Raw genomic sequence first — 19,110 nt, 5'->3', positions numbered from 1 at the left:
TCGGCGTTCAAGGAGCGCCGGCACCGGGATGAATCAGGGAAGCGAACTGGCTGGCGACGGGATCATAGGCGAAGAGTTCTGCTCCGGCAATTTGGAAGAACCATCCGTGCAGCCTTAAATCGCCCTCCTTCAATCTACGTTCCACGCAGGCGTAGGTCTTGAGGTTTTCGAGGGCGAAGAGAACATTCTCCTCTTCCGCGGCTCGCAATTTGGATTCGGGATCGGACAAATGGGTGTATTTGGATTCGATCGTGGAACGAACGGGGGCGGCGATTTCAATCCATCGGGCCAGGTGGGCTCGATCCCGGGGAGCGGGCAATCCTTGGATCAAGGCTTGCATGGCTCCACACTGGGAATGTCCGCAAACCACGATGTCCTGGACGCCCAGGATCTCCACGGCAAATTCGATGGCTGCGGCGGTGGAATTGGTTTCGCCGACGACTTGGCTGGGAGGGACGATGTTGCCGACGTTCTTGACGACGAAAAGATCCCCAGGCCGGCTTTGGGTGACGAGTTCCGCGAGAACGCGGGAATCGGAGCAGGTAATGAAAAGGGTGTGCGGCTTTTGTCCCTCATGGGAAAGCCGCCGGAACAACTCTCGATAGCGTCCGAATTCCTTTGCGTGAAACCGGTGAACGCCTTGGATCAACTGGAGCATACGCGGCGCGCAGGATAGGCGAGACGGCGCGGTTGCGCCAAGCCTCACTTAAAGATTTTTTGCGACCGTCCGGAGGTAATCCCAGGAGTAAAGGCCGCTGGAATGTCCATCCTCCCAAACGGGTTGAACGGCGTAACCGCCGGCCAATCCGAGGTGTTTGACGCGGAAACTGGCTTCACTCAGGGCTTTCTCCGGGGCCTTGTAAAGGTTTCCCATCACGTCCATTTCGCCTTTGCAGCCGGCGCAGGGACAGGCCCGGCGCAAGGCGGCGAGTGGAAGAAAAGTTTCCGTTCCGTCCGGCCAGCGGACGGCGAGCTCTGATCCGATCACTTGCAGTTCATCGGGGCGCATGCCTCGTCACGCCTGACTAACCAGAGAGGGACGTGGGTTGGCAATCAAGTTCTCACGGAGGTTCAAGATTGAATTCGCGCGGCGGGTTCAGGACGATTCAAAGCGTGTCCAGGCCAGCCCCAGAATCCGGCGGATCCAAGAAGCTCTTCTTCACGCTCGCGGTCGCTGTCGTTGCGGTGGTCGCTTTCTTCATTTGGGTGCGGCGCGATGTCTCGAGTCCGCCCTCTGCCGGCGCCGGGCCGGATCCAGTTTCGTCCGGGGAGTCAGGCGGCGCGGGGGAGAGGAGGGTCTCGAGCCGTTCCCCCCAGTTGGACCGGGGTTTCCGGCCGGGACTTAGCGAGGAGGCCCTGGCGCGGGCGAACGCGGAGGTGAAGGATCGATTGGTGCAATACAGCCAGCGCCAGCGCGCGGTGCTGCATGCCTATGCCAGGCACTTAGGGGTGCCGGTGCTTCAAGATGTGGATCAGTTTTTCACCAGCCTCGAGTCGGGCAATGTGGAGGAGGCGGTCCGGCGCGCCGAAAGACTGGACGCTCTTCGCAACGTCCAGCAGGGCTCTTCGGCACCTGGATTGGATGCGCTCTGGCCGGTGGTTGAGGAAGCTCGAGGGGTCGCCGAAGCCACCCGGAATTGGCCGGCTCCCGCGCTGCTCGAATTTGGGCGCGCTTTGCAAGACTCCCTGGGCCCCAATACCGTGTTGCTGGCGGGAGGCGATGCGGCCAGGTTCGTGCCCACGCTGATGGAAAACAATGGGGAAGGTGACGGGCGCCTCATTCTCGCCCAGTCGAGTTTCGCGGATGGAATGTACATGAATTATGCGCGCTTCCAGGCCGGTGAAAGGCTGCACCTGCCGGACCCGGGCGAGGTCGAGCAAGCGTTTCAGGCTGTGGTCCGCGAGCATGGAAAACCGGACGCGAACGGGGTGGTGATGGTTGGGGGCCAGGATGCGGTTACGGCCATCAACGAAAAACTGGTGGCTTTCCTTCAGGCCAAGAATCCGGAGGTTCGCTTCGCCGTCCAGGAGTCCCACGCGATGCCTTCAACGCATGCCGGGGCGGAATTGGCGGGGCCGCTGATGGTGCTGGGTGCCGGGGGGGACGGGAAGGCTCCCAAGGTGGGTCCGGAAGAAGCCGCTCGAAGCGTCACTTATTGGCAGCAAACGGCGGAACGGCTGCGGCTCGATCCGGCCCTCTCGACCGCCCCCGCGGTTCGCGAAGGCTGGGCGGAAATGGCCATCGGCCAGGCGAGTGTGCTGGCTTCGGCGGATCGCCGCACCGAGGCCGAAACCCTTTATCGGGCGGCGGCGGAGCTGGCGCCTGACAGCGGTCAGGCCGCGCACCGGCTGGCTCAGTGGCTTGCCTCATCAGGCCGGGCCGGGGAAGCGATTCAAATCCTTCAGACGTATGTCAGCACCCATCCTGACAACGCCCAAGCTGTCGTGGCGTGGATGGAGTCGATTCGTTCGGGGAAGAAGTGACGCGGCCATCGCTCATGAGCAAACCCGTTTCCAAGCAACGCCAGTGTGTGTTGGTGACGGGTGTCTCGCGCGGACTGGGCCGGGCCATGGTTGGGGAGTTGATTCGCCTCGGCCATACCGTGGCCGGGGCCGCGAGGACAGGGAGTGCCCTGGACGAACTTCGCACGGCCCATCCGGAGCCGCACCGTTGGTCGAAAGTGGATGTTTGTTCCGACCGCGAAGTTGCGGATTGGGCGAAGCATCTGGCGAGCGTCGGATTCGTTCCCGATTTGTTGTTGAACAACGCGGCGGTGATCAACGCCAATGCCAGGCTGTGGGAGATTTCTGAAGCAGACTTTTCGCGGGTGATCGACACCAATGTCAAAGGCGTGGCCAACGTGCTGCGCCATTTTCTCCCCGCGATGATTGAGCGCGGGGCCGGTGTGGTGGTGAACTTCAGTTCGGGTTGGGGCCGTTCGACGGCCGGCGAAGTCGCGCCGTATTGCGCCACCAAGTGGGCGATCGAGGGCTTGACCCAGGCGTTGGCCCAGGAGTTGCCCGCGGGCATGTGCGCGGTGCCGTTGAATCCCGGGGTCATCGACACCGACATGCTGCGAAGTTGTTTTGGAAAAGGAGCGGCGCACTATCCGACGCCCGAGGTTTGGGCTCGAAGGGCCGTGCCCTTTCTTCTGGCGCTTGGACCTGCCGACAACGGATCCCCTCTAACCGCACCGGGAAGGTGAGCTGAAATGGAGTTGGGTTCACCGGTGATAGAACTTTGCCACGGGGTGTGGGAGTGGTCGGTCGAGTCGCGCGAACATCGCGTCGAGCTCACTTCGCACGCGGTCCTGGGCTCGGGCAGTTGGGATTGCATTGATCCGATCCCCCTGCCTCCGCAGTTCGAGGCCGCATTGATGGAAATGGCCCCGCCGGGGCGGATCTTGCTCACCAATTCGAATCACCCTCGCTTTTCTCAGGAACTGGCTGCGCGATGGGGAGTATCCATCTTATCGGAAAAACTTCTGGTGCGGGTTCCGGCTGACTCGATTTGGAGCAAGGGTGGGGGATCAGCAGTGGAGGAGTTCCAATGGCCCGGGGGTGGCTGGCAGGTATGGAAACTACCCGGGGGCGCGGAGGGAGAACTCGTGCTTTTCGATCGCGCCAGAAGCTTGGTGGTTTTTGGGGATGCGGTGGTGAATGTGCGCGGACTCGAGATCCTTCCGGACAAGTACTGTCAGGATGCGGCCTTGCTGCGACGATCTCTGGGACAATGGATCGACATAATACCCGCTTTTCAACGGGCTGTCTTCGCGCACGGACCTCCGTTGCTGGATCGGGCTTCGGAGGTCATTCGAAGACTCTTGCCGTCCGCTGATCTTGACTGAGGAGACCGGTGCCTTCCGAGGGTGGCGGCAGAGCGGCGCAGGCTGAAGCCCTTGCCACGTTTCCAGAGATCAACCTCGAACTCGCCATGATCCTCGTCGTAACGCGCGAGCATCCGCATGGACGGCGGAGAGGTCGTTCGAGCTTTCGCGAAGCGAAACATCTCATCTGTTGTTCTGGTTTTCAGCGCCCTGGTTCTGCGCGTTTTCTGCCACTGCCATCCAACCGATGCTTCGATCTATACCGTCGCCACTCCGCATCCATGTTCTGAAGTTCCTCATCTGTCAGCAATCCTCTCTTACTGAGCGCAAACAGCACCGACCGAATGGTCACCGGACCGAGGTTCATCTCGTGAACCTCCTGGCAGTGACGACAGAACATCTTTGGCCCCTTGACGCCCCGCTCCTGACGAATCCGCGTCCGAATCGTGGTCATGCGGTCACAAATCGATAAATATTCCTCCCACCTCAAGGACCGACTCCACGTTTCCTGCAGTTCATCGAGCATCTCCGGAAGCCAAGAACGCATTGAATTTGCCGCAGCCATACTGTCAATGCACAGAACGATTCAGCTCACCGACCGCCGCAGGCGAGGGGGGCTGGCAGCGAATCCGGCGTCCGATCACCCTGGTGCACCGGGGTGGAGGCTCGTGGCGGCGATTCGCGCGGAGCGCTTGGTTCGGCGATCCGTCAAACCTGCGGCGGGACAGAACGTGCACCATTATGATCGAGGGAGACGATGAGGATGGGCTCGACTACAGACCAGGAACCATCTTCCGCGACGACAATGATGCGACGTGGCGACACCGCGACGAAATCGGGATGGGGGACTGGCAGCGCACGACCGTCTGCCAGACGAATCGAAAAAGGATCGAACGGTTGCTTGTGCAACGCTTGTCGAATTCCCTCTATGTCCATTCTGGAACGGTACATCAAACCGGGCGCTCGTTCAAGCACGGAGTCCGGTGCATCCCGATGTTGCCGGTGATGCAGGTAGGGCGCGTCCGTCCCGGCGCGCCGCCGGAGCATGATGTTTTGCATCCAGTGGGCGGCGGGCTGGGACAGGCCCGCCCTACCAACAACATCGGGATACACGGACCTCCACCGGGGTTCAAAATCAGGGCTTGCCAAGGCCGGGGGGGGTGCATACCCTCACCGCTCTTTTGAGTGGTTCCGGGACGGAATCACTCGTTTGGAACTACTGAGTTAAATTGCTATGTCAGTCAAGATTCGCTTGAAGCGCGTGGGTGCCCGCAATACGCCGGTTTACCGGGTCGTGGTGACCGACTCGCGCAGTCCTCGTGACGGGAAATTCATCGAGGAATTGGGCACGTATCATCCCTTGGTCAAGGGAAGCAATGTGCAAATGGACATTGAGCGCGCCCGCTATTGGATCAGCAAGGGAGCCAAGCCGAGCGACACGGTGGCAAGTTTTCTGCGCAAAGCCGCGCGGGCGGCCTAGCGTTCACCGGTGCCCGTTGACGCGGGACGAAACGCGATGCAAGCCTTTGTCGAATTTATCGTGAAGGGATTGGTGGACCGACCGGAGGCGGTGATGGTCACGCCCGTGACGAAAGGCGATTCCACCGTGCTCGAGGTCCGGCTGGATCCAGCGGACGTGGGTCGCATTATTGGCAAGCAGGGCAGCACCATCCACGCCATCCGAGGTTTGTTGCAAGTCGGTGCGGCCAAGCAAGGCAAGCGATGTTCGCTGGAGATCGTCGAAGACGGGGATGAAGGGGGGCGTTCGTAGGCTGGATCGGCGATTCCGCGATCGGTATGATTTGGAACTTTGGTCATGCGCATCGATGTCCTGACACTCTTTCCCGGCATGTTCGCCGGCCCGCTCGACGAGAGCATCGTCAAGCGGGCTCGCGAAGCGGGAGTGTTGTCTTTGGGCATCCATCATTTGCGTGATTATACGCATGACCGGCACCGGACGGTCGATGACCGGCCGTTTGGGGGCGGGCCGGGAATGCTGCTGAAGCCGGAGCCGGTTTTCGAGGCGGTGGATGCTTTGGCAAAGGAGTCCACGCATGTGATTTTGATGGACGCAGGCGGGCGGCGATTTTCCCAGTCGATTGCGCAGGAGTTGAGCCGGAGGGAGCATGTGTTGCTTGTTTGCGGCAGTTACGAGGGGTTCGACGAGCGTATTCGTGAGGCGTTGGCAGACGATTCCCTGTCGATCGGCGATTATGTGCTTACGAACGGCGCTTTGCCGGCGATGGTTGTGATCGACGCGGTGGCGCGTTTGCTTCCGGGGGCGCTGGGGGATGAAACCAGTGCGGTTGAAGAATCTTTTGCAAAGGGGATGCTGGAATATCCCCAATATACGCGTCCGGCGGAATTTCGCGGGATGCGTGTGCCGGATGTGTTGTTGTCCGGCAACCACGCGGCCATCGAGGCATGGCGGGCGGAGCAATCCATCCGCCGCACGGAGCGGGAACGCCCCGACCTGTTGAGGTCAAGCCGGGACCTCGAACCCAGTCTGAACCGAGAAAATATCAACTGATTATGAGCCAAGCAATTCTGGACAAAATCGAAACGGAGCAATTCCGCAAAGAACCCCTGAAATTCAACGTTGGCGACACCATCCGAGTGCATACGAGGGTCGTGGAAGGCGACAAGGAACGCATTCAAATTTTTTCCGGAGTGGTCATTGGGCGGCGCGGACGGGGGTTGAACTCCACGTTTACGGTCCGGCGCATCAGCTACGGCGAAGGTGTGGAGCGTATTTTCCCCGAGAATTCTCCGCGCGTGGAGAAGATCGAAGTGGAAAGGCGTGGAGCGGTTCGCCGCGCCAAGCTCACCTACCTCCGCCATCGCGTGGGCAAAGGTGCCGTGACGGTGAAGGAAAAGGAAGCGGCTTCACCCGCAAAGAAAGCATAGGCCGGCTGAGTCCGAGTCGATTTAGCCTGGAAGCGGCCATTGCCGTTTCTTTTTTCCTGCCTGCGACGCTTCGATCAGCCGTGATTTTGCCGGTGGTTCTTGATTTCCGAGGGGATCTCAACAGGTCCGATCGGGCGAAAGGAGCGAGAGATCGAAGCCAGGTTTGCGGTCCGAGGCGAGGTCGGCGGCGATTTCTCCGGTGACAGGACCCAGGCTCAATCCCATCATGGCATGGCCGGTGGCGACGATGAGATTGGGGTAACGCCGGGCAACGCCCAGATAGGGCAAGCCATCCGGGGAACAAGGTCGCAAACCAGCCCAAGGCTGGATTCCCTCGAAATGTTCGGGTCGAAACTCGGGGTAATAAGCGGACATCGCCCGGATCATGCCGCGGACGCGGCGAGGGTCGATCGATTCGTCGAGTCCGGAGATCTCCATGGTCCCACCGACGCGGAGGGTTTGGCCCATGGGAGTGACCGCGACGCGGGCTTCGGTGAGAATTGAGCACAAGCGTGGCAGTTGCGGGGGATGAGGCAGGGTGAGGCTATAGCCTTTTCCGGCTTGCATCGTCAGGCGAAGTCCAGCCTCATCAGCTAGGCTGGGAGACCATGATCCGCCGGCGAGGATGAACCTATCGGCGTGGAAGTTTTCGGATGTTCCCGCCGCGGCGATGACGCGGGCGTGGTCGCACCGCCAGGTTCGAATCGGCGTGTTCCAGGAAAACTGCACTCCCAGGCCGGCCAAAGTCTTTCGCAAGGCGCTCATGAAGCGATCCGGGGCGAGATGGCAATCCTTTGGATAATAGACTGAACCCGCCACGTTCATGGTGATTGCCGGGTCGTGTCGGGCGGTTTCCTTCGAATCGAGCACTTCGGCGGGGATGCCCAGGGCACGGGCTTTTTCGGCCCCGGCCGCTTCCTCGTCGAGGGCGTGCTGACCCTGGCATAACATGAGCAGACCATGGCGTTGTAATCCGAAATCGAGTTGATCCGAATCGTGGAAGGTTTCGAACCAGGCGCGGCTGCGCAGGTGGAGATCCCGCAGGAGCGGGGCGGCGCGCTGAACGTGAGCCACGGTTGCGGAGCGCCAGAATCCCGCCGCCCAGCGCAACAGTCCGGCGTCCAGACGCGGTTTGATGTAAAAAGGCGATTCGGGATTCCACATCCACTTCAAGCCGATCGCCACCATGCCGGGGGCTGCAAGCGGTGTGAAGTGGCTGGGCACGATCATGCCCGCGTTGCCATACGAGCAGCCAGCATGGTCCTCAGATCCGGCATCGACCACGTGGACCTGGTGGCCGAGGCGGGCGCAGGCATAGGCGGAGCAGAGCCCGATAACGCCCCCGCCGATGATGAGGATGCGGCGACCCATCTCGATCAGCGACGAGCCGGTTCGGTTTGCGAAGCGAGGTATTCGAGCAAGGCGGAGAGGTCGGTCTCCGAAAGTTGCTCGAATCCGCCGGGCATCAGGGACAAAGTCGAGGCCTCCATGCGGTCGATGGCGGAACGTTGCAGCACGTGTTTTTGACCGGCGGTGTCCAGGATTTCCACAGCGGTGGCCGATTCGGAATCGAGGCGTCCGGCGAAGCTTTCACCGGTCTTGGTGGTGACGTTCCAAAGCCGGTAATTGGCTTCCACGGAGCGGTTGGGATCGAGGATGTCGACCAGTACGTCGGCTTTGGGACGGGCTCCGATGCCGATGAGATCGGGTCCGATGCGGAATCCCTGGGGGGTGGGGGTGTGGCAGACCTGGCAGTTTTTCTCGTAAACTCCCTGGCCGTGTTTGGCGTTTCCAGGTTTGGTGGCGACGGGGAGCAAGCGCGCGATGGTGGCTTCGAGTTCGGCGGACCCTTTGGAGGCGGTCGCGGCGGTTTGGAGTTTGCGGGCGCGATCCGAAACCTTTGCGTCCGGGTGTTGTCGGAGCTGCGACCAGTGATCGCGTCCAAGATCATTGCGATGGACGGCACCTTTTTCCACTGCATCCAGGAGGAGTTGTGCCCACTCGGGGCGTCGCAGCAGGACCGCGGCTGCGGCTCGCCGGGCTGAGGGTGTCATTTGCGCCCAACCGGACAGCAATCCCGATCCGGCAAAAGCCTGCTTGCTGAGCGCGATGGTCTGAACGAGTTCGGCGGCGTGTCTGGGAGAGGTGGTGGGGTGGATTAAAGCGACGATGCTTTGGATGGTGGCGGGGGTATCCGCGATGCGGATCAGGTTGCGGGCGGCGGCGGTGCGGGTGGATTCAGGGGTGGCCTGATGGGCGAGTTGGGCCGCCAGGCGGAGGGTTGTTTCCGTTCGTTCTTTGTTGAAAGGCTGGAGGTGATTCCATTTGCCGAGCAGGGCGATCAGGCGATCCTTCGACGAGGCTTCGATCGAAGCGTAGAGATTACGGATCTGCTCTTGGTCTTGGTCCGTCAAGGCGGGTGGGGGCGCGTCGCCCCAGCCTTGGGCGAGGCCGTCAAGGACCGCGTTCGCCTTGGGGGCTTCGGCGGCTTGCAACGGAACCAGCACGGCGGTGACGACGTTGGCGGGATGGTCCGCGGCGAGGTGAGCAACGATCGTTTCGACCGCAGGCCAAGCGGCGGGGTCCAACGAAAGCGGGTTTTTGTCGGCCAGCAAGCCTTGCTTGAGAAAGCCGTCGAGGTGGCGGGCGGCGGCGGAGACGATGGCGTCCCGCAGCCAGCGGTCCTGATGATTGAGGGGACTTTGCAGCGAGGCGTAGACCTTTTGTCCGAGTTGGGTGCTCGGTTGGAATTCAGCGAGGGCGAGGAGTGCGGCGAGGCGGACTTGAGCGTTGGGATCGAGCAAGGAGGCGGCTTCGGCGATGGCTTGTTCGGTGTTGGGATTGCGGGGAATCGTTTGCAGAGCGGCGCGGCGGACCGCGGCGGAGGGATGACGGAGCGCGGAGACCGCCGTGTCGTAGGCGGCCCCGACGCCGCTTTGAATGGCGCCCAAGCCGTGCAGGGTCCAGAGCGCGTGAAGAGCGCCCGGGTTGAGGCCGAGTTCATCAGATGACAGGTTGCGGACCAGTCCGCAGAGGCTGGCGACGACGTCGCGCTGGCCGCGCTCGACGAGCCGTTGCTGGGCTTGCAGCCGGGTGAGCATATTGTCCGAGGTCAACGCGACGACGAGATCGCCGGGAGCATTGGGATCGAGGACGGGAGCTTTGGGGAACTTTCCGTCACGATGAGTGACCCGGTAGATTCGGCCATGCCGTTTGTCGCGCAGCGGTGTTTCGTAGGCATTGCCCTTGCCGGTCTTGAATCCTCGCGGCGTGGGATTGTGCTGGATGATGTAATTGTACCAGTCGATGAACCAGAGTGCGCCGTCGGGGCCGACCTCCGCCATGATGGGCGCGAACCATTCGTCGTCACTGGCGAGGAAGCTCTTTTGGTTGAGGGCTTTGAAATCGGCGCCTTCGCCTTCGAGTCGGAAATGCCCGATCAAATGGCCGGTGGGTTCGGCGACGAACGCGATTCGGTTCCAATAATCTTTGGGGAAGCCTCGTGCGGTGTAGAGGGCGTGGCCGGCCCCGGCGGTATAGCGTCCATGGGCATCGACCTGGCGCACCTTGTCCGTGATGGGGTGGAAAGCCTGGGAGTCGGCAATGGATTCCATCCGGGCGGCGGACCAGCCGCGGACGTGTTCATAGTATCGATTGGGGATGGGCAGGAACCAACTGGCGTTATTGTTGGCGGTGGAGCCGAAGATGAACCCTTCTTCGCTGAGGCCGAGGCCCCAGGTGTTGTTATTGCTGGAGCGCATGAATTCGAGATGCTTGCCATCCGGGGTGAATCGAAACACGCCCATGCCGAACTCGTGGTAACGTCCTCCGACCGTGCCGCGAAACCCGCTGTAACCCACCACCCCCCAAATCCAGTTGTCGTGGCCGTAGCGGAGGTTGCTGGCGGTGGCGTGGGTGTCGCCCATGCCCCAGCCTTCGAACAGCACCACGCGCTCATCGGCTTTATCGTCTCCGTCGGAGTCCCGCAGGAAGAGCGTGCGCCCGCTTTCGATGACGATCAGTCCGTCCCGGGAGTGCACCATGCCGGTAGGGATGCTGAGTCCTTCCGCAAAAACGGTGAAGGTCTCCGCGCGCCCGTTTTGGTCGCGATCCTCGCAAATGAGGATGCGATCCCGGCCCTGGCCCGGCGGCTGAAGTTCGTTTGGATAATCGACGGTTTCCGCGATCCAGAGCCGGCCTCGCGCATCCCACGTCATGGTCAGGGGTTTTTTGATCTGCGGTTCCGCCGCCCACCTTGCGGCTTGGAATCCCTCGCGGAGCACGACGCGTTGAGCCGAAGCTTCCGGGCTCATCGGCACCTGCATGGACTTGATCGGGGAGCCTTCTGTCCCCCATTGGGCTCCCGAAATGTAATGGGGCAGCGCGTCGGTCGCATTCGTGTAGGTAAAAGGCTTGGGTCCTGCGACGGGAGCGAGCTCCGCGGCAACAAGGTGGACCAGGGTCCAAGGGAGCAGGGCGAGCATGGCATGAAGTCTCATGTTTGATTCCCGATAGAACACCGAGGACTTGAAAAAGTGTCAATGAGGACGAATTCCCCATTGAAAGGGGTCTTCCGGGTCGAGCAAGAGATCGAGCCTTGAAGTGATGTGAGCGGTGCCGCGGAGGGTGGGCACGATGAGATTCCGGTCTTCTCCCAGCCAGCGGTAGGACCCAGTGAAGGAGCTGCCGAGAATGCCTTCCTGCACCCAGGGTTCACCCGGGGCCAGCTTGCCTTCGGCGGCGAGACAGGCGAGTTTGGCGCTGGTGCCCGTTCCGCAAGGCGACCGATCGTAGGCCTTGCCGGGGCAGAGGACGAAGTTTCGCGATCGGCTTGGGGCGGCGGACGGCGGGCCGAAGATTTCGATGTGATCCACTTCGGGAAACCCCTGTGAGTTGACCGCCTGGCGGAGGCGCCACGCCAGGTCGGTCAGCGATTCGGAGTTCTTCAACGTCAAGCTTGGGCAATCCGGGATGTCGGCGGAATCCACCAGAAAGAACCAATTCCCTCCCCAAGCCACGTCGCCGTGGATGATGCCAAGGCCCGGTACCGGCACGGGAATCTTGGGGTGTTTTCGAAAGCTGGGAACGTTTTCGAGACTCACGCCGCCGTCGGGGTGGAGGGTTGCCGAGACGACCCCGACGCAGGTTTCCAGGCGGACTGTTCCGGGTTGGAGGCGTCCGATGTGGGCGAGGGTTTTGACTACGCCGAGGGCTCCATGGCCGCACATGCCGAGGAAGCCGACGTTGTTGAAGAAGATCACCCCACTGGCGCACGTGGCCTCTTCCGCCGGGCAGAGCAACGCGCCGACCAGAACATCCGATCCGCGGGGTTCGTTGACGATTGCAGAGCGCCAGCCATCGAACTGGTCCCGGAAAACCTGCAACTGGCGGGCGACAGGGCCGCCTCCGAGCGGGGGGCCTCCGGCGATGACCACGCGGGTGGGTTCACCCGCCGTGTGGGAATCGATCGCTTGAATGGTGACCAGGGCGCTCATTCCCGGCGTTGGAAATCCCGTGCTTCCTCTGCGACACGGAGGCGAAGAGTGTCGAGGAAACGACGTCCCTCGAGGGTGAGTTTGAAGGACTTGTTGAACCAGGGGCCGTAGGAGGAACGCTCACGTTGCAGGTTCATGTCGAAGGATTGGATCGATCCGAGCAGACCACCCCAGACGGACACTTTCTCCTTGAGGCTGACTTCGAGGCGGCAGATTTCGGATTCCTGCTCGTCGAACCAGATGGAACCGGAAAGTTTGTTGAAAATGCGATCGGCCAGTTGGGTGGCGGGCAAGTCGTGGGCGCGCGGTTTGAAGGAAAGCAGCACGCAGGAACGCCCCTGAAGCACTTCCCGGCGGTGGACTTGATACTCGAACTTGCGGATGAGATCTTCGGTCAGCCATCCGGATCGTTCCCGCCCGCGATCTTTGGGTTTTTCGACCGGGTCAGAACTTTCGCCTCGTTGTTTCCGCATCCGGGCCTCGTGGGATTTGGCTTCGGTTTCGGCCAGTTCCTTGCCGTTCAGTTTGAGCAAGCGCTGGCGGGTGGCGGTGCCGACCTGGGTGACCTCGTATTCTTTTTCCTGTTTTGACTGAACCTTGTCTTTGGAATCCAACTCCTCGGTGACGGAAGTTTTCAGGTAGACGAAGCGGGGAGGATGGGGTTGCGCCTGGACTTGCCTGATGCGGGCGATGGCCTTTTCCATCAATGCCTCCGCCTTGGGCAATTCTTCCTGGTTCGGAGGTGGCGCCGCGAGGGTTGGTGAAGCGAGGCTGAGCAGGAGCAGGCAGGCGAAGGCCATTGTGGCCTTGCGGGAGGCTAGCCTGAGCTGGCGGGGGAATGGAAGCGGGAGGGAACGCACAAAGCACTGGCCTGGAAATTTCATCCTGGGCGCGGGCTAGAGGAGTTTCGGCTGACGTTCTTCTGCCGCGAGGGAATCGCCCAGGGCTGAGGAACGGCGGCGGCGGCGTTCCATGATGTGTTTGTCGAGTTCGGGATTGTAGGGCACGGGGTAAACTCCGTCGTAGCACGCCATGCAGAAGCTCTGCTTGGGAAGGCCAGTGGCGGCGATCATGCCTTCCTGGGAAAGGTAGCCCAGCGAGTCGGCGTTCAGAAACAGGCGGATTTCATCCAACGTGTGGTTCGCGGCCATCAGGTCCTTGCGGTCCGGGAAGTCGATGCCATAGACGCATGGATGTTGATGGGGAGGGCAGCTCACGAGGACGTGAACCTCCCGGGCGCCCGCTTCCTTCAGGCTGTTGACGCGGGTGCGGCATGTGGTGCCGCGGACGATTGAATCGTCCACGATGATGACGCGTTTGCCACGGACCAAGTCGGCGATCAGATTGAGCTTCACTTTGACGTTGAAGTTACGGATCAACTTGGAGGGTTGGAGGAAGGATCGTCCGACGTAATGGTTGCGCACGAACGCCATTTCGTAGGGGATGCCGGACTCGAGGGAATAGCCGAGCGCGGCGCAATTGCCGCTGTCGGGCACGGGCACGACCAAGTCCGCCTCGATACGGTGTTCCTGGGCGAGTTTGCGGCCCATGTCCACCCGAACCTTGTACACATTACGCCCCTCGATCATGCTGTCGGGGCGCGCGAAATAGACATATTCGAAAATGCAGAAAGCTTGGCGTTGAGATTCGGGGAAGGCTTTGAGGCTGCGAAGGCCTTGACGGTTGATGATGACGATTTCACCCGGTTCGATGTCTCGCACAAAGCGGGCGCCAATCAGGTCGAACGCGCACGTTTCGCTGGCCAGGACCCACGCGTCATCCACTTGGCCCAGGGAAAGAGGGCGGAACCCATGCGGATCGCGCACGCCGATCATCTCCTGTTCCGTGAGGATCACCAGCGAGAAGGCCCCTTCGATGCGGCGCACGCTTTGCACGAGATTATTCTCGCGCCCGCCCAGGGTGGGTTGGGCCATGAGGTGGAGGATGATTTCGCTGTCGACGGTGGTTTGAAAAATGGAGCCTCGCGATTCGAGTTCCTCTCTGAGTTGGGCGGCGTTGGTGAGATTGCCGTTGTGGGCGATGGCGATTTGGCCTTGGGCGCAATCCACCGTGAGGGGTTGTGCGTTTTCCAAACGGGACGAACCGGTGGTCGAGTATCGATTATGCCCGATCGCGACGTCGCCCGGGAGCCGTTGCAGCACGTCTCCTTCGAACACGTGTGGGACCAGGCCCATGCCGCGGTGGACTTGGAAGTTGCCCTCATGAAGCGAGACGATGCCCGCGCTTTCCTGCCCGCGATGTTGCAGGGCGTAGAGGCCGAAGTAGGTCAACTCGGAGGCCTTCGGATGCCCAAAGACTCCGAAAACACCGCAATAATGCTTGGGGTAAGAGGACGGCATGAAAGGAGGGGTCAAGCGGCTTAGGTGTTTTTTTTGCCCCAAAAGAACCAGAGCAAGGGGCCGAGGATCGGCGCCAACACGATGATGATCGACCACAAAATCTTGGTGTTGGAGGGTTGGGTGGATTTCCAACAGCTGACGAGGCCCGCGATCGCGAGCACGAGCGGCAGCAACCCGAAGGTGAGCGCACCGAGGAATCCCAGCAAACCCAGGATCATATTGGCCAGGAACAGCACCAACGCCAGCGCCACCACGGACACGACAATGAAGAAAAGGATTTGAAAGGCGTTCATGGCTGCGTCACCGCATCGGAGGCGGGAATTCCATCAAAGGACGCCAAAGGCAATCAAGCGGGAACCATCGCAACCTGATGGGCCTCGATCGATCAGGTCCTCCTGGAGCGTTCGGGGAGGGAGGCCTTTCCGTCCCCCGGGCAGGGTTGCCGGGTGCTTGACAGCGGGGGGACAGGATACGGACGCTGGCATGATGAAGCTCGCATTGATCCGGCGACAGTTTTCTGCCACGGGCGGCGCGGAGCGTTATTTGCAACGGTTGATCGAGGCCTTGGTGGAAGGAGGGCATGAAGTGCATCTCTTCGCCGAGACCTGGCCTCAGGAAGGCGGTGCCTGTGTCTTGCATTCGATTGAGGCCACGGGTCCGCGTTCGTTGCGACCGCGGCGTTTTGCGGAGGCGGTGCGTGCCGCGGTGCAGCCGGGGGAATTCGATGTTGTGTTCAGCCTGGAGCGGACCCTGCGGCAGGATGTGTATCGGGCCGGGGACGGGGTGCATGCCACCTGGCTCGATCAGCGGCGCAAATTCGCGCCGTGGTGGAAAAAGCCCTGGGTAGGCTGGGGCGGTTTCCACCGAACCATGCTTCAGTTGGAACGGCGGACCTTCGATGCTTCCAACACCCGACACATCATTGTGAACTCGAGGATGGTGGGTGTGGACCTTGCCGCCCGGTTTGGATTTCCGGACGAGAGAATCCATTTGGTTCGCAACGGGGTTCGGACGGCGTTGTTGCGAGCGGGCAAGCGGGCGGAGACACGCCGGGCCTTGGGAGTGAGTGAGACCGAGCGATGTCTGTTGTTTGCCGGCTCAGGTTGGGAACGGAAGGGGCTGAAATTTCTGCTGCGGGCTTTTGCAGCGTGGGATCGCGCGGACAAGCGTTTGATTGTGGCGGGAAAAGGGAACCCACCGTGTCCGGCGCCAGACCGAGTGCTCTTTACCGGTCCGGTGGCCTCTCTGGCCGATCTCTGTGCCGCCGCGGATTTATTCGTTTTTTTGCCCATTTATGAGCCATCGGCCAATGTGGTGATTGAAGCGCTGGCTGCGGGACTGCCGGTGGTGACCACCTCGAGCAACGGGGCATCTGAGCTGCTTGAGGGCGGCGTGTTCGGCGAGGTGATCGAGGATCCGTCCGATACCGGCGCGGTCGTGGAGGTCCTGCGGCGGTGGGGGGATCGAGCGCGCTTGGCGCCCGCGCAGGTGGATTCATTGAAGCTTGATTTGGAGCGGAACGTGGAGGAGACGCTGGCGGTGTTGCACCTCGCGGCGCAGGAACGGCGGGGGTGCCCGCGATGAACCGTCCGTGGAAAATCAGCTTTTGTTTGATCACCCTCAATGAGGAAGCGCAGTTGGGTCGGTGCCTGGAGAGTTTCGCGGGTCTTGCGGATGAGGTGGTGGTGGTGGACTCAGGAAGCCGGGATCGAACGGTGGAGATCGCCCGTGATTTCGGTGCGCGGGTGATGGGCGAGCCTTGGCGCGGTTATGTCGGGCAAAAGAACTTCGCGATCGAACACGCTTCGCATTCCTGGATCTTCAGCATCGACGCCGACGAGGCTTTATCCCCGCGCTTGCGGGAGGAGATCGCCCGGCTTCGATCCGGTGAAGAGCCGGCGAGGGTCAGCGGTTACTCGATGCCGCGATGCGTCTTTTATCGAGGACGATGGATTCGGCATGGAGACTGGTATCCGGATCGTTTGGTGCGATTATTTCGCAAGGATCGGGCGCGCTTTGCCGGCGGCCAGGTTCATGAACGACTGGAAATCGAAGGCGAGATCGAGCCTCTGCAGGGTGATTTGGAGCATTATTCGTTCACGGACGCGGAGGACTTTCGAAAGCGCGGGGAACATTACGCCCGCTTGTGGGCAGAGACCAAGCTTTCGGAGGGCAGGAGCGCGGGAGTGGGTTCCGCGTTGCTGCACGCGGCTCACCGCTGGGTGCGAGGGTATGTTTTTCGCGCGGGATTTCTGGATGGACAACGCGGGTGGGAAATCGCCGGGCTCTGCGCGAGGGAGGTTTATTTGAAGTACTCGATGTTGAGAGCCAAAGGCCGGCACCGGGGATGAATCTCCCGGCCCCGGCCTTCGCGGAATGATTTCGAATGTTGCGCGATCAGCGGCGGCGACGAATCGAGGCCAAGAAGGCGAGGGATCCACCGAGCATCATCCATCCGCTTCCGGCATCCGGGACCCCTGAAGTGGCGCCTGTAAACTGCACCTCGCTGAGGAACACCCAGAACGAACTTCTTTTGAGTCCGATATCGATGGTGCCGGTGACCGTTTGGTTGAGATCGATGGTGACTGCGATGGGATTTGCCGTGACGGGGTCGATGACGACCTGCACGCCGGGCAGGCCGCCGTCCACCGAGACTGAAATGGCGGAAGGCAGTTGCACTCCTCCGAAACCGTTGGCGTCATCGAGGTGGAGAATGATGTCATCGATGTAAACCGGACCGGCGAAGTTGAAGGTGATCGTGGGATCGAGTGTCCAGCCGACGTAGGGTCCGGTTCCGGCGTGGTTTTCGACCAGGTGCCAGTTATCGGTTGGGATGACGCCGTCGGTGAGGTTGCCCAATCCTCCGCTCAGAGGAGCGTTATCGACGGTCGTCGAGCCTGCGCCCGTGTATTCCTGATCCCAATAATTGAAGGTCCCTCCTGAGGCATGGCCGTTGCCGTTGGGCATGTCATAGGAGGTTGGGGATACAAATCCTGCTAAAAACGCGGTTTGGGACAGCAGGAATCCCGTACCAACAAGGACCAGAAGTGGGTGGGTTTTCATCGTGAGAAGGGCAGCAATTTAAGTGCCTTGATTTTGAATGTGTCGTTCAACATGTTCGTATTCAGCAGGTTAAGATCCAAGAATTCGATTTGATTAGGAGGGTGAAGTGGGGGAAATGGCCCCAAACTGTTAAGAAATCCGACACTTGAGCATCTGATTTTAAGGAATTGGATTCGTTAATGATTCGCATTGAATTTCTTGCGTTGATTCGAGTCAGTTGTAATGAAAGCCGACAGTTTTGGTGGGAATAGAGTTGAGTGGCGGGGGTTTTGGGGAGTCCTTCGTCATTCTTTGATGATTTGACCTCGCGCAGCGTGGCGGCTAAACCTGAACGGACACGCTTCGTTCCCATCGCGGCGGCTCGACTTATGAAATGAATTTTTCCGGTTTTTTGCTGGCTGACAGCACTCAGGCTGAGCTGGTTTATGTGTGGAACCAGGCGCGGCCCGAGGCCAAGGTCATCATTGTCATCCTGGTGTTCTTCTCGATTTTCGCGTGGTCGGTCATGGCTTACAAAGCCATGCAGATGAGGCGTGCCCGGAAGCTCAACGCCTTTTTTGATTCCGAATTTCAGTCCCAGACCACCGTGTTTGGGATTTATGATCGCCGGGTGCGTGTGGAGGGATGCCCGTTGTTTTCCGTCTATCAGGATGGATGCATGCAACTGGATGCCCGGTTGAAGTCAGGCGGGGGCGCGCGCAAGGAGCAGGCCTCCTTGAAGGCCATGGAGCACGTGAAGCGAAGTTTGGAGGCGGCCGTCGCGCGGGAGTCGCTGCGGCTCGAGTCGGGTTTGATTTTGCTCGCGATTGCGGTGAGCGGGGCTCCGTTTCTCGGATTGCTGGGGACGGTGTGGGGGGTGATGAGCACCTTTGGGCAGGTGGCGTTGCAGAACTCGGCTACGTTGCAGGCCATGGCGCCGGGGGTGGCGGCGGCCTTGATCACGACCGTGGCGGGTCTGCTGGTCGCCATTCCCTCAATGTTTGGTTACAACTGGCTGGTGCATTATCTGCGGGTGCTCACCGTCGAGTTGGACAATTTTGCCCAGGCCCTCGTTTCACGGATGGAGAGCGAGTTTTTGAAGGACGAGGAGGGAGCATGAAGGAATCCAAGCGCCGCGAGAATCCGACTTCGGCGCAGGGCGTGGCCTGCCCGAAATGCGAGCATGTCAATGACGCGGGCAAGCACACCTGCCGCCGCTGCGGCTCGCACCTTTATGTGTCGTGCAATGCGTGTGGAGCCCACAATGCCCGGGTGCGCAGCCACTGCCACGATTGCGGACAGCGGCTGCATCGCGGCTTATGGAGAAAAATTGAGAACCGGCTCTCGAGAAAATCCAAGGGCAAGGTGAAATTGATCCATTTGGTTTTGCTCGTGGCCAGCATTCTCCTCGCTTACAAGATCATTGTCATGCTCGCGGAGTTTCAGCCTGCGCCGGTCGAGTAGCGAACACTGCCTTCG

The 19,110-nt window shown here is 60.8% G+C and carries 21 protein-coding genes; 12 read left to right on the top strand and 9 right to left on the bottom strand.

From position 1 onward, the window contains the following. Positions 1–7 precede the first annotated feature (7 nt). Together FJ404_00320 and FJ404_00315 are read right to left on the bottom strand one after the other, a co-directional pair. Positions 8–658: a carbonic anhydrase gene (locus tag FJ404_00320; GenBank protein ID MBM3821333.1), complete on the bottom strand. Its 651-nt coding sequence runs from the start codon at positions 656–658 to the stop codon at positions 8–10. A gap of 48 nt (positions 659–706) precedes the next feature. Then, entirely contained in the window at positions 707–1,009 is a 303-nt protein-coding gene (locus FJ404_00315; GenBank protein ID MBM3821332.1) for a DUF971 domain-containing protein, read from the bottom strand. 104 nt (positions 1,010–1,113) lie between these two features. Between FJ404_00315 and FJ404_00310 the strand changes: the two genes are divergently transcribed. The 8 genes from FJ404_00310 to rplS all read left to right on the top strand — a co-directional run bounded on the left by FJ404_00310 (position 1,114) and on the right by rplS (position 6,734). Next, positions 1,114–2,484, top strand: a complete 1,371-nt coding sequence (locus FJ404_00310; GenBank protein MBM3821331.1) for a tetratricopeptide repeat protein — start codon at positions 1,114–1,116, stop codon at positions 2,482–2,484. Positions 2,485–2,498: 14 nt separating this feature from the next. Next, complete coding sequence (locus FJ404_00305; protein MBM3821330.1) at positions 2,499–3,206, top strand: SDR family NAD(P)-dependent oxidoreductase; 708 nt, start codon at positions 2,499–2,501, stop codon at positions 3,204–3,206. Positions 3,207–3,230: 24 nt separating this feature from the next. Further along, positions 3,231–3,848, top strand: a complete 618-nt coding sequence (locus tag FJ404_00300) for a hypothetical protein (protein ID MBM3821329.1) — start codon at positions 3,231–3,233, stop codon at positions 3,846–3,848. 972 nt (positions 3,849–4,820) lie between these two features. Then, positions 4,821–5,012 carry a hypothetical protein gene (locus FJ404_00295; GenBank protein ID MBM3821328.1) on the top strand — a complete coding sequence of 64 codons (192 nt, stop codon included), beginning with the start codon at positions 4,821–4,823 and terminating at the stop codon, positions 5,010–5,012. A gap of 49 nt (positions 5,013–5,061) precedes the next feature. Beyond that, a complete protein-coding gene (gene rpsP, locus FJ404_00290) occupies positions 5,062–5,307 on the top strand; it encodes a 30S ribosomal protein S16 (GenBank protein ID MBM3821327.1) in 246 nt (81 codons plus the stop codon). Positions 5,308–5,343: 36 nt separating this feature from the next. After that, positions 5,344–5,598, top strand: a complete 255-nt coding sequence (locus FJ404_00285; GenBank protein ID MBM3821326.1) for a KH domain-containing protein — start codon at positions 5,344–5,346, stop codon at positions 5,596–5,598. Positions 5,599–5,643: 45 nt separating this feature from the next. Then, positions 5,644–6,357 (top strand): tRNA (guanosine(37)-N1)-methyltransferase TrmD, encoded by a 714-nt coding sequence (gene trmD, locus FJ404_00280; protein ID MBM3821325.1) that lies wholly within the window; start codon positions 5,644–5,646, stop codon positions 6,355–6,357. Between the two features lie 2 nt (positions 6,358–6,359). Then, positions 6,360–6,734, top strand: coding sequence for a 50S ribosomal protein L19 (gene rplS / locus FJ404_00275; protein MBM3821324.1), 375 nt, complete (start codon positions 6,360–6,362; stop codon positions 6,732–6,734). Positions 6,735–6,851: 117 nt separating this feature from the next. Here rplS and FJ404_00270 read toward each other — a convergent pair whose 3' ends face one another. Genes FJ404_00270 through FJ404_00245 form a run of 6 tightly spaced genes read right to left on the bottom strand, consistent with a single transcriptional unit; the run spans position 6,852 to position 14,882 of the window. Then, positions 6,852–8,105, bottom strand: a complete 1,254-nt coding sequence (locus FJ404_00270; protein MBM3821323.1) for an FAD-dependent oxidoreductase — start codon at positions 8,103–8,105, stop codon at positions 6,852–6,854. A 5-nt stretch (positions 8,106–8,110) separates the two neighbouring features. After that, the gene (locus tag FJ404_00265) at positions 8,111–11,233 is read right to left on the bottom strand and encodes a c-type cytochrome (GenBank protein MBM3821322.1); all 3,123 of its coding nucleotides are present in this window, start codon (positions 11,231–11,233) and stop codon (positions 8,111–8,113) included. 39 nt (positions 11,234–11,272) lie between these two features. Then, a complete protein-coding gene (locus FJ404_00260) occupies positions 11,273–12,229 on the bottom strand; it encodes a hydroxyproline-2-epimerase (protein ID MBM3821321.1) in 957 nt (318 codons plus the stop codon). Then, positions 12,226–13,113, bottom strand: a complete 888-nt coding sequence (locus FJ404_00255; GenBank protein MBM3821320.1) for a hypothetical protein — start codon at positions 13,111–13,113, stop codon at positions 12,226–12,228. Before FJ404_00255 ends, FJ404_00260 begins: the two co-directional genes overlap by 4 nt. Before the next feature lie 12 nt (positions 13,114–13,125). Continuing rightward, on the bottom strand, positions 13,126–14,589 hold the full coding sequence (locus FJ404_00250) for an amidophosphoribosyltransferase (GenBank protein ID MBM3821319.1): 1,464 nt from the start codon (positions 14,587–14,589) through the stop codon (positions 13,126–13,128). A gap of 20 nt (positions 14,590–14,609) precedes the next feature. Next, positions 14,610–14,882: a PLDc_N domain-containing protein gene (locus tag FJ404_00245; protein MBM3821318.1), complete on the bottom strand. Its 273-nt coding sequence runs from the start codon at positions 14,880–14,882 to the stop codon at positions 14,610–14,612. Between FJ404_00245 and FJ404_00240 the strand changes: the two genes are divergently transcribed. Together FJ404_00240 and FJ404_00235 are read left to right on the top strand one after the other, a co-directional pair. Continuing rightward, a complete protein-coding gene (locus tag FJ404_00240) occupies positions 14,881–16,173 on the top strand; it encodes a glycosyltransferase family 4 protein (protein ID MBM3821317.1) in 1,293 nt (430 codons plus the stop codon). The genes FJ404_00245 and FJ404_00240 overlap by 2 nt on opposite strands. Then, the gene (locus tag FJ404_00235) at positions 16,170–16,940 is read left to right on the top strand and encodes a glycosyltransferase family 2 protein (GenBank protein MBM3821316.1); all 771 of its coding nucleotides are present in this window, start codon (positions 16,170–16,172) and stop codon (positions 16,938–16,940) included. Before FJ404_00240 ends, FJ404_00235 begins: the two co-directional genes overlap by 4 nt. A 46-nt stretch (positions 16,941–16,986) precedes the next feature. Here FJ404_00235 and FJ404_00230 read toward each other — a convergent pair whose 3' ends face one another. Further along, positions 16,987–17,652: a PEP-CTERM sorting domain-containing protein gene (locus tag FJ404_00230; protein MBM3821315.1), complete on the bottom strand. Its 666-nt coding sequence runs from the start codon at positions 17,650–17,652 to the stop codon at positions 16,987–16,989. Between the two features lie 373 nt (positions 17,653–18,025). Between FJ404_00230 and FJ404_00225 the strand changes: the two genes are divergently transcribed. Both FJ404_00225 and FJ404_00220 read left to right on the top strand, forming a co-directional pair. Further along, on the top strand, positions 18,026–18,751 hold the full coding sequence (locus FJ404_00225; GenBank protein MBM3821314.1) for a biopolymer transporter ExbB: 726 nt from the start codon (positions 18,026–18,028) through the stop codon (positions 18,749–18,751). Beyond that, positions 18,748–19,095, top strand: coding sequence for a zinc ribbon domain-containing protein (locus FJ404_00220; protein MBM3821313.1), 348 nt, complete (start codon positions 18,748–18,750; stop codon positions 19,093–19,095). The genes FJ404_00225 and FJ404_00220 overlap by 4 nt, the downstream gene beginning before the upstream one ends. Positions 19,096–19,110 lie beyond the last annotated feature (15 nt).

It is taken from the genome of Verrucomicrobiota bacterium, from assembly GCA_016871495.1.
GTDB lineage: Bacteria > Verrucomicrobiota > Verrucomicrobiia > Limisphaerales > VHDF01 > VHDF01.
This window is presented reverse-complemented; position numbering and strand designations above follow the sequence as displayed.

Excerpts from the sequence above, each read along its gene's own strand:
- rpsP (MBM3821327.1), top strand. The coding sequence starts at position 5,062 with ATGTCAGTCAAGATTCGCTTGAAGCGCGTGGGTGCCCGCAATACGCCG.
- FJ404_00320 (MBM3821333.1), bottom strand. The coding sequence starts at position 658 with ATGCTCCAGTTGATCCAAGGCGTTCACCGGTTTCACGCAAAGGAATTC.
- FJ404_00250 (MBM3821319.1), bottom strand. The coding sequence starts at position 14,589 with ATGCCGTCCTCTTACCCCAAGCATTATTGCGGTGTTTTCGGAGTCTTT.
- FJ404_00295 (MBM3821328.1), top strand. The coding sequence starts at position 4,821 with ATGTTGCCGGTGATGCAGGTAGGGCGCGTCCGTCCCGGCGCGCCGCCG.
- FJ404_00270 (MBM3821323.1), bottom strand. The coding sequence starts at position 8,105 with ATGGGTCGCCGCATCCTCATCATCGGCGGGGGCGTTATCGGGCTCTGC.
- FJ404_00255 (MBM3821320.1), bottom strand. The coding sequence starts at position 13,113 with ATGAAATTTCCAGGCCAGTGCTTTGTGCGTTCCCTCCCGCTTCCATTC.
- FJ404_00235 (MBM3821316.1), top strand. The coding sequence starts at position 16,170 with ATGAACCGTCCGTGGAAAATCAGCTTTTGTTTGATCACCCTCAATGAG.
- FJ404_00225 (MBM3821314.1), top strand. The coding sequence starts at position 18,026 with ATGAATTTTTCCGGTTTTTTGCTGGCTGACAGCACTCAGGCTGAGCTG.
- rplS (MBM3821324.1), top strand. The coding sequence starts at position 6,360 with ATGAGCCAAGCAATTCTGGACAAAATCGAAACGGAGCAATTCCGCAAA.
- trmD (MBM3821325.1), top strand. The coding sequence starts at position 5,644 with ATGCGCATCGATGTCCTGACACTCTTTCCCGGCATGTTCGCCGGCCCG.
- FJ404_00285 (MBM3821326.1), top strand. The coding sequence starts at position 5,344 with ATGCAAGCCTTTGTCGAATTTATCGTGAAGGGATTGGTGGACCGACCG.
- FJ404_00220 (MBM3821313.1), top strand. The coding sequence starts at position 18,748 with ATGAAGGAATCCAAGCGCCGCGAGAATCCGACTTCGGCGCAGGGCGTG.
- FJ404_00265 (MBM3821322.1), bottom strand. The coding sequence starts at position 11,233 with ATGAGACTTCATGCCATGCTCGCCCTGCTCCCTTGGACCCTGGTCCAC.
- FJ404_00230 (MBM3821315.1), bottom strand. The coding sequence starts at position 17,652 with ATGAAAACCCACCCACTTCTGGTCCTTGTTGGTACGGGATTCCTGCTG.
- FJ404_00305 (MBM3821330.1), top strand. The coding sequence starts at position 2,499 with ATGAGCAAACCCGTTTCCAAGCAACGCCAGTGTGTGTTGGTGACGGGT.
- FJ404_00240 (MBM3821317.1), top strand. The coding sequence starts at position 14,881 with ATGGCTGCGTCACCGCATCGGAGGCGGGAATTCCATCAAAGGACGCCA.
- FJ404_00315 (MBM3821332.1), bottom strand. The coding sequence starts at position 1,009 with ATGCGCCCCGATGAACTGCAAGTGATCGGATCAGAGCTCGCCGTCCGC.
- FJ404_00245 (MBM3821318.1), bottom strand. The coding sequence starts at position 14,882 with ATGAACGCCTTTCAAATCCTTTTCTTCATTGTCGTGTCCGTGGTGGCG.
- FJ404_00260 (MBM3821321.1), bottom strand. The coding sequence starts at position 12,229 with ATGAGCGCCCTGGTCACCATTCAAGCGATCGATTCCCACACGGCGGGT.